Below are 15221 nucleotides of genomic sequence, written 5' to 3'. Positions count from 1 at the left end.
CAGGAAACAACCGTATGCTATTATTCAATATAGCTTTCCAGTATTTTAAAGCCGCCTGTTGTTTCCAACTCAACTTTATCGATGCTTTTCGGTAAAAGAATACATTCGCCCATTTTAACCGCGTATGCCTGGTTGTTATATTTTACAGTATAACCGCCTTCAACACAAACATGGATCACAAATGAATCAAGTGCCGAATAGTCTTTCGATGTACTTTCGTCAAAATCGAGCACATTGGTAGTAAAATAAGGGCAGGTAACCAGTTTTACAGTCTCGTTCTTTTTAGGTTCGTATTGGGTTTTATATTCGGGATAATGCTTGTAATCAATAGCGGCAAGAGCTTCTTCGGTATGTAACTCGCGTTTATTGCCTTTATCATCAACACGGTCAAAATCGTAAATACGGTAAGTAATATCAGATGTTTGCTGAATTTCGGCAATCAATAAACCTTTGCCAATAGTATGCACCCTGCCTGCGGGTAAAAAGAAAACATCATCAGCTAATGCATCCTCTTTGTTAAGGATATCCATGATATGACCGCTGTTTAAAGCATCAACATATTTTTGCTCGGTCATTTCCTGGTTAAAACCGGTAATCAGTGTCGAACCCGGATCGGCTTCAATGATATACCACATTTCGGTTTTACCAAATGAGTTATGGCGTACTTTGGCCAACTTGTCATCGGGGTGTACCTGTACTGAAAGATCATCATTGGCATCAATAAATTTCACCAATAACGGGAAGATGTTGCCAAAGTGATCATAAACCTTTTTACCAACCAGCTCATCTTTGTATTGCTCTAACAAGTCGGCCAGTGATTCACCTTCTAAAGCGCCCGAAGCTACAACCGAAACATCAGATTTTACGCCTGATATTTCCCAGGTTTCGCCGCAGTTGGGCAGGCTGCCAAAATCTTTATGCAAATAGGTTTTTATTTTTTGACCGCCCCATATCTTGTCTTTATATATGGTTTCAAATTTTAATGGATATAATGCCGACATAGTGTTATGTATTTTTGCCCGCTAAGTTAGGAGTTAAATAGAAAATTGAAAATGCTAAATTGGTTTACTCACCTTATTGCAACAAAAAAGCCCATACTATAATGTATGAGCTTTCTCTTATTTAAATCGCTGGCAATTATTTACCTAAGCGTTTTTTCAGGTTTTCGTCAATTGCAGCCAAAAACTCTTCGGTGTACAGGTAATCGGTACCATGCTCCACTTTTGGTTTAATGGTGATGGCCAAATCTTTGGTCATTTTGCCGCTTTCAACGGTTTCAATACAAACTTCTTCCAAAGCCTTGCAGAAATTGATCAATTCTGTGTTCTTATCCAATATGCCACGGAATTCCAAACCTCTTGTCCAAGCAAAAATAGATGCAATTGGATTTGTCGAGGTTGGCTTACCGGCCTGGTGATCACGATAGTGACGGGTTACAGTACCATGGGCAGCTTCAGCTTCCATTACAGTACCATCAGGAGTAACCAGGGTTGAAGTCATTAAACCTAATGAACCAAAACCTTGTGCTACAGTATCTGACTGTACGTCGCCATCATAGTTTTTACAAGCCCAAACAAAGTTACCGTTCCATTTAAGGGCCGATGCAACCATGTCGTCAATTAAGCGGTGCTCATACGTTATACCGGCTGCTTCAAACTTTTGTTTGTAATCATTTTGATAGATCTCTTCAAAAATATCTTTGAAGCGGCCATCATATTTTTTAAGAATGGTATTTTTGGTTGAAAGGTACAAAGGCCAGCCTTTCATTAAAGCCTGGTTAAAGCAGGCATGCGCAAATCCTTTGATAGACTCATCGGTATTGTACATCGTTAATGCAACACCATCACCTTTAAAGTTAAATACCTCGTATGATTGCTCGGGGCCGCCATCTTCAGGAGTAAACTTAACGGTTAATTTACCTTTGCCTTTGGTTAAGAAATCGGTAGCACGGTACTGGTCGCCAAACGCGTGACGGCCAATGCAGATAGGTGCTGTCCAGTTAGGTACCAGGCGGGGTACATTGGACATAACAATAGGCTCACGAAAAACAGTGCCGTCCAATATGTTACGGATAGTACCGTTTGGCGATTTCCACATTTGTTTTAACCCAAACTCTTTCACCCTTGCTTCGTCGGGAGTAATAGTAGCACATTTAATACCAACGCCGTATTGTTTAATTGCGTTAGCTGCGTCAATAGTTACCTGGTCGTCGGTTTGGTCGCGGTACTCTATACCCAGATCGTAATATTTAATATCAAGATCAAGGTACGGGGTAATCAATTTGTCTTTAATGAATTTCCAGATTATTCGGGTCATTTCATCGCCATCCAGTTCAACTACCGGATTCTCTACTTTTATTTTTGACATGCCTGATGTGGTTTTTGTTATACAAACGGCCCAAATATATAAAATTGACTTTATCAATTTTATCAAATAACGCAATGAAAAATTATAGATTTCGTTATAATGACAATTATTAGTACCGGCATTGTTGTTTTTATAAACTTTGGTGCTATTTTTATAAAATAAAACGCTTACCATAAAACAAGCTCCTTTTATACAGGTGCTGCCGTTTATTTATGATAAAATCCATACTAAAAGCCTCCATTATAATCCTGCTGTGTTCTGTATCTTTTTTAGCTAAAGCCCAAATAGGCTTTGATTATGCACAATATGACGTTGGCTTTGCCGCGGGCATCAACCAGGCCAGTTCTACCGATGTGCAAACCCTAAAAACAACACCTTCCATAAATCTTAACTTTACTTACAATCAAAGCCCGTTTGTAAATTATGTATTTAATGTGGAGGTAGGCCGTTTAAAAGGCGGTTCGCCGGCTACAAGTACACAAAGGCAATTTGAAAACCATTTCAGTGCTTACTCTTTCAGGGTGCAGGTACAGGCAGGCGAATTAATTGACTACTCGAGAAGTGCTGTAGCCAATGCTTTTAAAAACCTTTACCTGTCATCGGGCTTAGGATACATTAATAATAATGTTGTAGACAGAACACAAGATGCGCTTTTATTAGAGCAGGGCCTGGAATTACCATACGAACGCAAAACAAATGAAATATTTATACCACTAAGGCTGGGTTATGAGTTTAAGCTGTTTAACAGTTACAACCAGCCTGCAGTTAAAATTGACCTGGGTTACCAATACAATTTTATTATGGGCGATAATCTGGACGCCTACGTTGCCGGCGCTCATAACGACGCGTATTCGCAGGTTACTTTAGGTTTTAAATTTGCCATTGGTGGTGTTACATCTTACCGGAAACAGATCCATTATTAAGCTTAGGCTAAATCTTTTTTGATTGATTTGCTTTTTGGCAGGATTTTTACTGCGTATATTTATATAATAAAAGCACAAACCTATGAACTACGATCAAATAGACGATGCAGGTTTCAATGATGATCTGCCTGATCGCGACGAAAACCTGAAAGATGAACTGGGCGAAACCATTGATAAGGAAGACCTGAGTTATAACCCGGACGATAATAGCTACGAATACGATGTTAAAAGCGATGACCCGGATTATGACCATCCCGATCCGTATCACACTGCCGCAAAAAACGGCGAGGATTTTAACTCCACCTATGACGAAGCAAACCCTTACGATGTCGACGGCGAATTTGACGAAGACCGGTCGCTTGAAACCGATGTAGATGAATTGGGAATGCACATTGACAACGGAGAAAGTGTTGAGATTGATCCCGTTGATGCCGCACTTTCTCATACTCCCGAAGACGACCGCGACGACCTTGACGAAGAGGGATACCCCAAAAATGACAGGGAACCCCTGAGATAATTTATTAACTGCGGAGCTGTGGGTTTTTAATTAAGCCCGCAGCTCAGCATTCAAAACCAGGTTAATCAAAATCAAGATTAAACCGGCTCTTCAATTCCAGCAACTGCGGGTTGCGGGCTGCCATATGCTGAAACTTTTCGGGCGCGGTATAAGGCTTACGTACTACCTTTTGTTCGTCAACCCGGGCATTTACCTCGATAGTAAAATTTTTTAGTGTACTGCGCAGATAATTCAACATAACGGGCTTTTCATCCCTGAAAATATTTTCCTGCACCATATTGCCTACTATTACTTCAAAAACATAGGGCTTTAGCATGCGCGGCGCGCCCGCTGTAAGAACGGTTAACAAAGTTTTTTTACCCTCTTTTTTTGCGAATGCAGCAAAATCGCTCCAGCATTGCAAAAAGGCGTCCATGGTAAAATCCTCTTTATCCTCTCCTTTTAAATATGGGTCCTCTTCTTCAAGCAATTCTTCCTGCGTTTTAACTTCACCGGTTAATGAAGGGGTGAGCGTACTTCGCAAAGGCATTACTATCTTAGGCTTTTCAGCAGGCGACGTTATTGTTTCTTTTACCTGTACAGATGGCGTTACAACCTCTTTTGGTGGGGCACTGTATACCGGTGCGGCTTCGCTCACTATAGATACAGCAGGGCTTGCCTGCGCTCCGTTAACAGGCGTTACTGTTGAGGTATCAGGTTTTTTTTTTAGTCCCCGTCGGTCGCGGAAGTTACAGTGAGTGGTGTGGTTGCCAGGTTAAACACCGATGGCAGGTGGCACATCTTGAGTAATGCCAGTTCAACCTGGAGCCGTTGATTTTTGCTGAGCTTATAACTAATATCGCACTGGTTGGCTATATTCATGGCCGAGAGCAAAAACGACACAGATGCCTGCTGCGATTGCTGCAGGTATTTTGTTTTAATGCCTTCACTCACCTCAAGCAGCTTTAATGTCGATTGATCCTTCCCCACCAACAGATTTCTGAAATGTTCAGAAAGCCCGGCTATAAAATGCGCGCCATCAAAACCCCGCGAAAGGATCTCGTCAAAAAACAATAATACTTTAGCGGTATCTTCCTTAAGCAGGCTCTCGGTTATATTAAAGTAGTAATCGTAATCAAGTATGTTCAGGTTATCGATAACCGAACGATAAGTAACTTTGCCACCAGAGAAGCTTACAATCTGATCAAACATCGAAAGCGCGTCGCGCAAACCGCCATCGGCTTTCTGGGCTATGATATGCAGGCCGTCGGGCTCATAACCTATGCTTTCCTTGCCGGCAATTGATGCCAGGTGGTTGGCCGTATCCTCAACCCTGATGCGGTTAAAATCAAAGATCTGACAACGGGAAAGAATAGTTGGAAGAATTTTATGTTTTTCGGTTGTGGCCAATATAAATATGGCATAATGAGGTGGTTCCTCAAGTGTTTTCAGGAACGCGTTAAAAGCGGCCTGCGACAGCATGTGCACCTCATCAATAATATAAACCTTGTAACGTGCCGCCTGGGGCGGGATCCGTACCTGCTCAATCAAACTGCGGATATCATCAACAGAGTTGTTTGAAGCAGCGTCAAGCTCATGAACATTAAAAGAGTTTCCGTTTTCAAAAGCCTTGCACGAAGCGCATTCACCGCAGGCTTCGCCATTGGGCTTCAAATTGGTACAGTTAATGGTTTTAGCCAGGATCCGTGCACAGGTAGTTTTACCCACACCACGCGGGCCACAGAACAAAAATGCCTGTGCCAGCTGGTTATTTTTTATAGCATTTTTGAGCGTATTCGTTATATGCTGCTGACCAACAACGGTTTCAAAAGTAGCCGGGCGATACTTACGGGCCGAAACAATGAAATTATCCACAAGTGCTAAGGTAGTGAGAAATTAGATTTGGTGAAAGAGCGGTTTTGCTAATTTTTTTACACTCCGGTCTCTTCACCATGTTAAACCCGGCATTATTACATAAATGTTTTTGACACCTTTAAAATAATACCAAACGAATTGTAAAGCAGGCCCCCATGATCATATGCCAGATCATATCCAACAGAATAACCATTTTTTAACGCCCTGATTCCCTCAAAATAGGTTGAGTATTGGTGCACCTTTTTAAATGCCCCATAATTGGCAGGGATTCGTATTTTGCCTCCAACCGATCTATACAGTTCAGTGCCATTATCATAAGTTCCCATATTTTCTGAATAGGAAAACTTGCCTGTATAAAGCCAGTTAAAGGCATAAAACTGCACACCGGTATGCAACGCTAAAACCCTGTTATTTACAAAAAATTGCTTGTTATTACCTATTTGGCTCTCTCTTACATCATTTACTGTAGTTATAAAAGGGGTACCCAATCCAACTTCGTTATATGACCATCCTTCTTCGTACTCATAATTGTTGTAATAATTTTCAGCACCTGATTTTGTTTTCTTTGAATCGGCCTTACCAGCCTGGTTCGCTGTGTATAAAAATTCAAATAAAAACTTCTTCCAGTAAAAATGATCCGAGTTTGGCTTGTTATTAACCAAAGTAATTCCGTTTAAGCCATCTGTGACATTAGCTAATGACCTTAAGGCACCTATATCATAAAAATTTTGGCGATATACTGATACCGTGACCCCATCAAATCTATATTCAGCGCCCATGTCTAACGAACCTAAATGATTGCCAACTTTACTTCCCTGATATAATTTACCGGTAAGCACATACCAATACGTTTCGGATCCCGACAATTGAAAACGGCTAAACACACGTTTTTCATTTCCCCATAAGGCTTCATGATTATAGCCCGCCTGAAACTTAAATCTCCATGATGGCTTGCCTATTTTAACATACAGTGTATTTTCCAGATAATAACCTTTGAAATCTGTTGGCCTTTCACCAGTTCTAACTTTAACATTTCCTAAATAACCACTTGCTAACGTCCCCTTAACTGCAAATAATTTCCCGAAAAATGGAATACTATAATAGTTGGGTATGCTTAAACTAATCTTGGGTACACCTAAGGCATTACCTGAAATCGAAAATGACCCGGATGAAAGGGTCGAATCAACAATCCCCACAATATCCTTTGAACGGCCAGCTTTCAATTCAAAAATACCAGCGTGGGCCTTTACAAATCCCTCAACTAAAATAAACTTGCTATTATTTCCGGCATTTCCTCTACCTTCAAAGGATGCGGCCCAGTCGTAAGTTTTTGTTGTATCATAATCTTTCCGAATTTTTCCGATTAAGCTACCGGACCCACCCGATAACGGAATACTGCCAAACTGATTTGCCCTTAACCAAAATGGAACTGAATTATTGGTAGTGACAATGCCCTGGGCCTCCAGGCTAATATGCACATCCTGATTTTGTGCTTTTGCTAAAAAAAAAGATAATAATATCGGCAATAAGACGACTAATTTTTTCATAACAGACAGTTTCGGCTAACGATTAATTTCAAATAACGAAAAATGATAATTTATTAAAAATAATATTATTTTTTTATTAAAATTACATTTATAATACCATTACTAATACAAAAACAATTGTAATGTAGCAAATAAATTACATCATTCGCATTTTAACTTGAAATTAAATTTAACTATATGTTTAACCATATGAGATTCAGGTAGAAAAAAATTAAATCATGGAGAAAAAAACAGACACAAAAGAATATGTGCTATGATTGTTACGCAATTTTGTTTTAACTCAATTTGGGAAACAAATTGCCCTGATCACCTTTTAAGGCAACAACGGAAAATAAACAGGAATAAGCAAAAAAGGAACTTAATATGTCGCGGTCAAACAAACAAGAATTAACACATAATATATTAAATATCATCATCAGGCAAATGATCATCATCTTCGGGGTCGGGCTCACCAATACTGCCGTCAACCTGTATTTCATGCAGATCTTCTTTATCCTCAAGGATATCATCAAAATCTTCATCTTCCTGGTCGTCCCAGTCGCCTTCAAGGGGATCATCCCCTCCGCCATACATTAAGATCTCATCGAAAGTAAGCGGATTGCTTGTTCCTTTTTCGGCTTGAATAGTTGCGGGTTGCATAGCTTATGAGTTTTTAAGTAAAACCATAAGCTATGCCATAAGTTTTAGAAAAAATATTGTTTTTATCAACACAATTTCTCCCTTGTTTACAGAATATCTATCGATACTATTTCCTTTACAGTATAATACCCCTTGGCTTGCGGCAGATACACTTCCATATCCTTCCAGGTTATCTGGAGTTTTTTACCGGCAAGTTTAGCCGGTGAAGCATCTATAAATTTCTCAGACCCGGAAAACTGCCTGAGCCATATAAATGATTTTTCGGCCGCTGCCTTATCTGTTATAACAATATAATTAAATCCCTTTGTATCAATCCGTTTAAATACGCCGCTAGTAACCTGGGTACCGGTATCCTCAGCATCATCATCCTTTCCCATTTTCATGGCCAGTTGCATAAAAGATCCACATTTTTGCTTCATCAGGTTTTTACCGATCTCCACGCCTACCTTACTCATTGCCGGTTCATCGGTTACCTCAACATTTTGCTCTTTGGCTACATCCATTAGCAAGTCGGCATGGTTTTCAAAACACTTTTCAAAAGCATCATTGGCAGCCTGTTTGGTAGATATCTTTGCCACGTCAATTTTGGACAGTTCCTTGCAAAGCGAATCAAGCAGGCGTTGTTGCGCGGCCCCTATTGTTTGTGCTTTTATTGCGCTGGTTGTTGTTAAAAAAAATGCGATAAAAAGGAGCAGGTTCTTTTTCATAATAATAATTTGACTGCTAATATAGCGCTGCCGGGCTAATTTGCTGTTATACACGTAGCATTTCATCTAAAAACATTTGATTGTTTCAATAATTACCCCTACATTTGCAGCCCCGTTATAGCGGGTAAATAATTAAAAATCAAGTATAATGCAACAGTACGAAATCGTGATCGTTCTAACCCCGTTGCTTTCAGAAGAGACTGCTAAAGAGGCAAATGCCAAATACAGCAAAATTCTTACTGATGGCGGAGCCGAAATTGTCCAGGAGGATAATTGGGGTTTGAGAAAATTAGCGTACCCAATCCAAAAGAAAACTACAGGGTACTATCACTTAACTGAATTTAAGGCTCCGGGTGAATTAATTAACAAATTGGAGATAGAGTTAAGGCGCGATGAGCGTGTTTTGCGTTTCCTGACCATTGCTTTGGATAAACATGCCATTGCTTACAATGACAAAAAACGCAGTGGTGCTTTTAACAAAAAACCAGCAGCTAAAGCAGAGGAGGCAGCAAACTAATGGCTAACGAACAAATTAAATACGTTACCGCTCCAAAAGTGGAGGATAACCGTAAAAAATACTGCCGTTTCAAAAAGAACGGTATCAAGTATATTGATTACAAAGACGCAAACTTTTTATTGAAGTTCATTAACGACCAGGGTAAAGTATTACCACGCCGTTTAACCGGTACTTCATTAAAGTTTCAGCGTAAAGTGGCACAGGCTGTTAAACGCGCACGTCACATCGGTTTATTACCTTACGTTACAGATTCATTAAAATAATAGGAGATTTAAGAAATGGAAGTTATTTTAAAACAAGATGTAAAAAACCTGGGTGATAAAGACGATATCGTAAATGTGAAACCAGGTTATGGCCGTAACTACCTTTTACCAAAAGGCTACGCCATATTAGCTACCGAAAGCGCACGTAAAGTTTTAGCCGAAAACCTTAAACAAGCTCAATTTAAGCAAGAAAAAATCCGCAAGGATGCTGATGCTATTGCAGCACGTTTAGAAGGTGTTAAACTTAACATTGGTGCTAAAGCCGGCGAAACAGGCAAAATCTTCGGTGCTATCAATACTATCCAAATTGCTGATGCATTGAAAAAAGAAGGTTTTGAAGTTGACCGTCGTCGTATCACTTTTGACCAGGAGCCAAAATTTGTTGGTGAATACGTAGCCAACATCAACCTGCACAAAGAAGTTAAAGTACAGGTTCCGTTTGCAGTAGTAGCGGAATAATTATATTTCGGAATTCGGAGTTTCGATTTCGGATTTCTGGAAAAAATTTAGAATTTTAGAGGGTGTTTTGCTAAAGCAAAGCACCCTCTTCTTTTATCAGGAAATATTTTATAACAGTGTTTAAATTCTTCGGCAAAAACAACCAAAAATCAACGTCGGGCAAACGGAATTCAAAATCGGATTCAAAGTTTTATGGCATCCCTAAATTGATATTCAGGATTTTTAAACTGATATTCATCCTGTTTTTTGGTTTAAGCCTTTTGGGTGTAATTGGTTACCGTTTTATAAACCCTCCTTTTACCTGGTTAATGATCGAACGCGGCTTCCAGCGTAAATCGGCAGGTAAGGAATGGAAGATAGATAAAAAATGGAAAGATTTTGACGAGATCTCCGACAATATGAAACGCGCCGCCGTTGCTGCCGAAGACCAGACCTTTTTAGAGCACCACGGCTTCGATTTTAACGCCATCGAAAAAGCCATCGAAAAAAACTCGCACAGCAAAAAACTGATTGGCGGCAGTACTATATCACAGCAGGTAGCCAAAAATGTTTTCCTTTGGGAAGGTCGTTCCATACTCCGTAAAGGTATCGAAGCTTATTTTACCATATTGATAGAAACCTTTTGGAGCAAAAAACGCATCATGGAGGTTTACCTGAACGAGATTGAAATGGGCGATGGCATATATGGTGTTGAGGCTGCTTCGCAGGCTTATTTTCACAAACCAGCCTCCGATTTAACCCGGCAGGAAGCTGCCGCCATAGCGGTGATTTTCCCAAGCCCGCTAAAATGGTCGGCCACCAACCCAACCAAATATTTAAGGCACAGGCAATACCTTATTATGAAAAATATGAAAAGGCTGGGGCCGTTGGATTTTTAGCCCCCTTGCCCCCTAAGGAGGGAATGAAAATTCCTTTCCCGGCATTCCTTTTTTATTTCAGCAACGCTGTAACCTTTTGTAAATTAAGACTATCTTAATTTATATAACCACACGCCATGTTGAAACAAAGTATCAAGACCAGCCTCTATCTACTTGCTTTTATCTTTTTCGCAAACATTGCTGCAGCGCAGGTTAAAAGCGATACCCCTGCCCCTTTTACGGACAAAGACATGGTGCAATGGGACTATCACTCAACAGTTATTGGTGAAGATTATACCATCTACGTACACTTCCCTCCGGGATACGATACCACCAAAACAAAATACCCGGTATTATACATGACCGATGGCGACTGGAACATGACCGTTGCCATGAACTGCTTCAACATGCTCCGGCAGGATTATGAAACCACTGAAGCACTCATTGTAGGCATTGGTTACGGCAGCCAACCAAACCAGCGCAGCCGCGACTTGAACCCGGCAACCGGAGGGCCAAAATTCATTAGCTTCATTGAGCAGGAAGTAATACCATTTATACAAAGTAAATACCGCGTAACCGATAATAAAGCACTATACGGTTATTCGTTTGGTGGCATGTTCACTACCATGGTACTGTTTGAGCATCCAAATCTATTTAATATGATCTTTATAGGGGCACCCGGCAATGCAGGAAATGAACTCATCCCTTCGGCTAAAAAATACTTTGCCAATAATCATGACATTAACTGCAGGGTGTTTTTAGGCGTAGGTTCTTTTGAGCTCTTAACCAGCAAAAATATTCAGGATTTTAAAATCTACATGGAAAACCAGCTTTGTAAAGTGCTTGATATTTGTACCGCAATCACCCCAAATGCCGGGCATGGGGCAGCATTGGCGCAAGTAATGCAAAACGCAATAAAATTTGCCTATTGTAAACAGCATAAGGCTATTGATATACCTGCAAAGCAACTGGAACAATATGCAGGTAATTACCAGATAGCAGGCGATGAAAAAAACAAATTCAAGACTTATGTTGCTGAAGGCAAACTATACTTCGTCCAAAATGATGCAATACCTATGGTAATTGTACCATATGCAAAAGCATCATTCTTTATGTACGAAAATGAACGGGCCGATATTACATTCCATACAGAAGGCAACAAAATGTACATGGTTTTCAGCTTTCCAAATGAAAAACCAACCCGGCTGGATAAAATAAACTAAACCTATTCTGCACCGTCCAGCAGTGCCGTTAAATCTGGATGATACACAGGAGTTAAGAACTCGGTGACGGTAAATTCAGCAAGTTTATGCTTGTAAAAGGGATCTTCGGTAATGATCTTCTCTATTTGCTCCCTTGAGCCTGCAAAGGCCAGGATTACCCCACCCGTGCGCGGCACCTTAGGCCCCCAAACAACAAACACCTTTTCATCATAATATTCATTAAGATGCTTCAGATGGACCTCCATATAAGCATCAATCTCTTCAAGGGGCGCTATATACTTAAGATCGATGAAAAACATAAGCGTTAAGTTTTAATATTCGGTATTGGGAATTTATTTGTACTTCCAATGTCTTGATTTACCTTCAGTAAGCCATTCGGCGGCAGTTTCCATACGCTTAAGCCGGGTGGCCTCGGTTTTGGCCTCGGTTATCCATTCAATATACTCCTTTTTCTGCGAGTAGCTGAACTGGTTAAGGTTTAGCCAGGCTTGCGGATGGGCTTCTAAAAATTTCACGAAGTAGTCAGGTACCACCAACTCGTCGCGTTGGGCGGGCGACTTCTTTTGGGAAGCCGGCCTGGGTTTATTATCTTCATTTAGGGTCATCGCCTGCTGTATAAACGCTATAAGTACTTCCTTTGGAGGAAGGTCATCAATACTGGTCAGGCGGCCGAAGCTACCTGCAGCCTGATCGGCCAGGCTCAATATCTTTTGTGGGTCGTATAATAACGATGCCTTCCAAAAACCAAATGCGCAATGTTGTTTAAAAGCGGCCATATTGCAAACCACACCTTTATAATCAAAAAAAGGCATGCTCCATTTCATGGTTTCGATTATCACAGGCGAGGCTTCATGCACCAAAGCTCTCAGATAGTTTAAAATTGGCTTTGCAAATTCGGGTGATTTTTCGATGTAGGCATCAACCCGGCTATCGTAATGTTCCATAATTAAAGTTAGCGATTACAACAACTCCGGCAAAATGGATTTAAATACGCCCTGCCAAAACCGGGCGTGGACAAGCTCCTGCAAAAAAAAACCCGCTTCAAAAAAAGCGGGCCTTAAAAAAAATTATAAAACTATCCCTCCCCCTTTAGGGGGCCGGGGGGCTTATGAATCAATCTTAGCGTATTTAGCGTTGCGCTCAATGAACTCGCGGCGTGGGGCAACTTCATCACCCATCAGCATACTGAAGGTATGGTCGCACTCGGCGGCGTTTTCAATGGTAGCGCGTTTAAGCGTACGGGTTGCCGGGTTCATGGTAGTATCCCAAAGCTGGATATCGTTCATCTCACCCAAACCTTTATAGCGTTGCACGTGCACACTGTCTTCCTTGCCGGCACCTTTAAGGCGCTGAATAGCGGCATCGCGCTGTACGTCGTTCCAGCAGTATTCATACTCCTTACCTTTTTTAACCTGGTAAAGCGGCGGCGAAGCAATATATACATAACCGGCCTCAACCAGCTCCTTCATGTAACGGAAGAAGAAGGTAAGGATCAGCGTGGTAATGTGCGAACCGTCCACGTCGGCATCCGTCATGATGATGATCTTATGGTAACGGAGCTTGGTTAAGTTAAGGGCTTTATCATCTTCAGGCGTACCGCGGCTTACGCCCAAACCGGTAAACATGTTCTTGATCTCTTCGTTTTCGTAAATCTTGTGCTCCATGGCTTTCTCCACGTTCAGGATCTTACCACGCAATGGTAAAATAGCCTGGTACTCGCGGTTACGGCCCTGTTTGGCGGTACCACCCGCCGAGTCACCTTCGACAAGGAATAACTCACAAAGGGTTGGATCGCTGTTGGCACAATCAGACAGTTTGCCCGGTAAACCCGAACCTGTCATTACACTCTTACGCTGTACCATTTCGCGCGCTTTACGGGCAGCGGCACGGGCAGTAGCGGCAAGGATTACTTTATTTACAATCAGCCGGGCTTCTTTAGGGTTCTCTTCCAAAAAGTTACCCAAAATTTCACCCACAGCCACGTCAACCGCACCCATCACCTCGTTGTTACCCAACTTACTTTTGGTTTGGCCTTCAAACTGAGGCTCCTGCACTTTTACTGATATAATAGCAGTTAATCCTTCGCGGAAGTCATCACCGCTGATCTCAACTTTTACGTTTTTCAGCAAGCCCTCTTTATCTGCATAGGCTTTTAAGGTACGGGTTAAACCGCGACGGAAGCCTGCTACGTGCGTACCACCCTCAATGGTGTTGATGTTATTTACATACGAAAAAACATTCTCGCTGTAAGTATCATTATACTGCAGGGCAAGCTCAACCGGGATACCGCCCTTATTACCATCTACATAAATGGGCTCAGGGATGATCGATGTACGTGTTCCGTCCAAAAACTTAACAAACTCGCGCAAACCACCTTCTGAGAAAAACTCTTCGCTACGGAAAGTACCATCTTCCTGGGTTTCACGCTCATCGGTTAAACTCAGGCGAATGCCTTTGTTCAGGAACGACAGTTCACGCAAACGGGCAGCAAGCGTATCATATTTATACTCGGTAGTGGTAGTAAAAATTTCCGGATCGGGCTGAAAGGTTTGGATAGTACCCGTTTTATCAGATACGCCAATTTCCTTAACGTCAAACATCGGCTTGCCGCGTTCGTATTCCTGGGTAAAGATCTTGCCTTCACGGTGCACAAGGGTCTTCACATGGGTTGATAATGCGTTAACGCAACTCACACCCACACCGTGTAAACCGCCGGATACTTTATAAGTATCCTTATCAAATTTACCACCGGCGTGCAAAACGGTCATTACAATTTCAAGCGCCGATTTACCCTCTTTTGTATTGATACCCGTAGGGATACCACGACCGTTATCTGATACGGTTATGGAATTGCCAACATGTATAGTAACTTTTATATCATCGCAATAACCGGCAAGGGCTTCGTCGATAGAGTTATCAACTACTTCATATACAAGGTGGTGCAAACCTTTAACACCTGTATCGCCAATGTACATCGACGGACGCTTGCGCACCGCCTCTAAACCTTCTAAAACCTGTATGTTATCTGCTGAATAATTGGATTTATCCTGAATTTCTTCGCTCATATTTATTTAATGAAACAATCTTCAAAATTACATAAAATACCCCAAATTAACGATTATTTGTGGATAAAAGTACAGTTGTGGAGAGTTGTCAGAATCAGGATTTGCAGGATTTTAGAATTGTCAGAATACTTTGTCTGAACTCGAGTTTTGTAGAATTTAGAGGATTGGTTGTATTTCCAACTCTGGCAATGCATTAATAGTTTTAAAGAATCCAGTTCATAAGTTCCGAAATCAAAAATCCGATATTCAAAATCATTAATGGCGTTGCCTTCGGCCGGGCTAT

At 41.2% G+C, this 15221-nt stretch carries 17 protein-coding genes; 7 read left to right on the top strand and 10 right to left on the bottom strand.

The features are described 5' to 3' along the window. Positions 1-20: 20 nt before the first annotated feature. Complete coding sequence (locus DIU38_RS00645; protein ID WP_112657777.1) at positions 21-1001, bottom strand: type I phosphomannose isomerase catalytic subunit; 981 nt, start codon at positions 999-1001, stop codon at positions 21-23. Positions 1002-1137: 136 nt separating this feature from the next. Next, positions 1138-2367 (bottom strand): NADP-dependent isocitrate dehydrogenase, encoded by a 1230-nt coding sequence (locus tag DIU38_RS00640; RefSeq protein ID WP_090529643.1) that lies wholly within the window; start codon positions 2365-2367, stop codon positions 1138-1140. Between the two features lie 212 nt (positions 2368-2579). Between DIU38_RS00640 and DIU38_RS00635 the strand changes: the two genes are divergently transcribed. Together DIU38_RS00635 and DIU38_RS00630 are read left to right on the top strand one after the other, a co-directional pair. Further along, a complete protein-coding gene (locus DIU38_RS00635) occupies positions 2580-3290 on the top strand; it encodes a hypothetical protein (protein WP_112657775.1) in 711 nt (236 codons plus the stop codon). 82 nt (positions 3291-3372) lie between these two features. Then, a complete protein-coding gene (locus tag DIU38_RS00630; protein ID WP_112657773.1) occupies positions 3373-3807 on the top strand; it encodes a hypothetical protein in 435 nt (144 codons plus the stop codon). Positions 3808-3868: 61 nt separating this feature from the next. On the opposite strand, the gene DIU38_RS33710 is transcribed toward DIU38_RS00630, so the two are convergent. The 5 genes from DIU38_RS33710 to DIU38_RS00605 all read right to left on the bottom strand — a co-directional run bounded on the left by DIU38_RS33710 (position 3869) and on the right by DIU38_RS00605 (position 8554). Then, positions 3869-4444: a hypothetical protein gene (locus tag DIU38_RS33710; RefSeq protein ID WP_149354005.1), complete on the bottom strand. Its 576-nt coding sequence runs from the start codon at positions 4442-4444 to the stop codon at positions 3869-3871. Positions 4445-4512: 68 nt separating this feature from the next. After that, a complete protein-coding gene (locus DIU38_RS33705) occupies positions 4513-5661 on the bottom strand; it encodes a DNA polymerase III subunit gamma/tau (protein WP_149354004.1) in 1149 nt (382 codons plus the stop codon). 95 nt (positions 5662-5756) lie between these two features. Beyond that, the gene (locus tag DIU38_RS00615) at positions 5757-7208 is read right to left on the bottom strand and encodes a capsule assembly Wzi family protein (RefSeq protein ID WP_112657769.1); all 1452 of its coding nucleotides are present in this window, start codon (positions 7206-7208) and stop codon (positions 5757-5759) included. A gap of 402 nt (positions 7209-7610) precedes the next feature. Continuing rightward, positions 7611-7847 (bottom strand): hypothetical protein, encoded by a 237-nt coding sequence (locus tag DIU38_RS00610; RefSeq protein WP_090528506.1) that lies wholly within the window; start codon positions 7845-7847, stop codon positions 7611-7613. Positions 7848-7933: 86 nt separating this feature from the next. Beyond that, entirely contained in the window at positions 7934-8554 is a 621-nt protein-coding gene (locus tag DIU38_RS00605; protein WP_146750278.1) for a hypothetical protein, read from the bottom strand. Between the two features lie 148 nt (positions 8555-8702). Between DIU38_RS00605 and rpsF the strand changes: the two genes are divergently transcribed. The 5 genes from rpsF (at position 8703) to DIU38_RS00580 (ending at position 11873) form a co-directional block, all read left to right on the top strand. After that, complete coding sequence (gene rpsF / locus DIU38_RS00600; protein ID WP_090528512.1) at positions 8703-9071, top strand: 30S ribosomal protein S6; 369 nt, start codon at positions 8703-8705, stop codon at positions 9069-9071. Next, positions 9071-9334: a 30S ribosomal protein S18 gene (gene rpsR / locus DIU38_RS00595; protein WP_022833472.1), complete on the top strand. Its 264-nt coding sequence runs from the start codon at positions 9071-9073 to the stop codon at positions 9332-9334. Before rpsF ends, rpsR begins: the two co-directional genes overlap by 1 nt. A 15-nt stretch (positions 9335-9349) precedes the next feature. After that, the gene (rplI, locus tag DIU38_RS00590) at positions 9350-9793 is read left to right on the top strand and encodes a 50S ribosomal protein L9 (RefSeq protein WP_091166691.1); all 444 of its coding nucleotides are present in this window, start codon (positions 9350-9352) and stop codon (positions 9791-9793) included. 206 nt (positions 9794-9999) lie between these two features. After that, positions 10000-10671: a monofunctional biosynthetic peptidoglycan transglycosylase gene (mtgA, locus tag DIU38_RS00585; protein WP_218117281.1), complete on the top strand. Its 672-nt coding sequence runs from the start codon at positions 10000-10002 to the stop codon at positions 10669-10671. A 116-nt stretch (positions 10672-10787) separates the two neighbouring features. Continuing rightward, entirely contained in the window at positions 10788-11873 is a 1086-nt protein-coding gene (locus DIU38_RS00580; protein WP_112657765.1) for an alpha/beta hydrolase, read from the top strand. A gap of 2 nt (positions 11874-11875) precedes the next feature. Here DIU38_RS00580 and DIU38_RS00575 read toward each other — a convergent pair whose 3' ends face one another. From DIU38_RS00575 to gyrB, 3 genes are all read right to left on the bottom strand, one after another. Next, positions 11876-12172 (bottom strand): YciI family protein, encoded by a 297-nt coding sequence (locus DIU38_RS00575; protein ID WP_112657763.1) that lies wholly within the window; start codon positions 12170-12172, stop codon positions 11876-11878. Positions 12173-12205: 33 nt separating this feature from the next. Continuing rightward, complete coding sequence (locus DIU38_RS00570; protein WP_112657761.1) at positions 12206-12817, bottom strand: YdeI/OmpD-associated family protein; 612 nt, start codon at positions 12815-12817, stop codon at positions 12206-12208. Positions 12818-12979: 162 nt separating this feature from the next. After that, positions 12980-14938, bottom strand: a complete 1959-nt coding sequence (gene gyrB / locus DIU38_RS00565) for a DNA topoisomerase (ATP-hydrolyzing) subunit B (RefSeq protein ID WP_091166682.1) — start codon at positions 14936-14938, stop codon at positions 12980-12982. Positions 14939-15221 lie beyond the last annotated feature (283 nt).

Source organism: Mucilaginibacter metallidurans (assembly GCF_003286435.2).
Lineage (GTDB): Bacteria > Bacteroidota > Bacteroidia > Sphingobacteriales > Sphingobacteriaceae > Mucilaginibacter > Mucilaginibacter gossypii.
This window is presented reverse-complemented; position numbering and strand designations above follow the sequence as displayed.

Bases quoted from the DNA above. Each gene is read 5' to 3' on its own strand.
- DIU38_RS00645 (WP_112657777.1), bottom strand. From the start codon at position 1,001: ATGTCGGCATTATATCCATTAAAATTTGAAACCATATATAAAGACAAG.
- DIU38_RS00640 (WP_090529643.1), bottom strand. From the start codon at position 2,367: ATGTCAAAAATAAAAGTAGAGAATCCGGTAGTTGAACTGGATGGCGAT.
- DIU38_RS00635 (WP_112657775.1), top strand. From the start codon at position 2,580: ATGATAAAATCCATACTAAAAGCCTCCATTATAATCCTGCTGTGTTCT.
- DIU38_RS00630 (WP_112657773.1), top strand. From the start codon at position 3,373: ATGAACTACGATCAAATAGACGATGCAGGTTTCAATGATGATCTGCCT.
- DIU38_RS00615 (WP_112657769.1), bottom strand. From the start codon at position 7,208: ATGAAAAAATTAGTCGTCTTATTGCCGATATTATTATCTTTTTTTTTA.
- DIU38_RS00610 (WP_090528506.1), bottom strand. From the start codon at position 7,847: ATGCAACCCGCAACTATTCAAGCCGAAAAAGGAACAAGCAATCCGCTT.
- DIU38_RS00605 (WP_146750278.1), bottom strand. From the start codon at position 8,554: ATGAAAAAGAACCTGCTCCTTTTTATCGCATTTTTTTTAACAACAACC.
- rpsF (WP_090528512.1), top strand. From the start codon at position 8,703: ATGCAACAGTACGAAATCGTGATCGTTCTAACCCCGTTGCTTTCAGAA.
- rpsR (WP_022833472.1), top strand. From the start codon at position 9,071: ATGGCTAACGAACAAATTAAATACGTTACCGCTCCAAAAGTGGAGGAT.
- rplI (WP_091166691.1), top strand. From the start codon at position 9,350: ATGGAAGTTATTTTAAAACAAGATGTAAAAAACCTGGGTGATAAAGAC.
- DIU38_RS00580 (WP_112657765.1), top strand. From the start codon at position 10,788: ATGTTGAAACAAAGTATCAAGACCAGCCTCTATCTACTTGCTTTTATC.
- DIU38_RS00575 (WP_112657763.1), bottom strand. From the start codon at position 12,172: ATGTTTTTCATCGATCTTAAGTATATAGCGCCCCTTGAAGAGATTGAT.
- DIU38_RS00570 (WP_112657761.1), bottom strand. From the start codon at position 12,817: ATGGAACATTACGATAGCCGGGTTGATGCCTACATCGAAAAATCACCC.
- gyrB (WP_091166682.1), bottom strand. From the start codon at position 14,938: ATGAGCGAAGAAATTCAGGATAAATCCAATTATTCAGCAGATAACATA.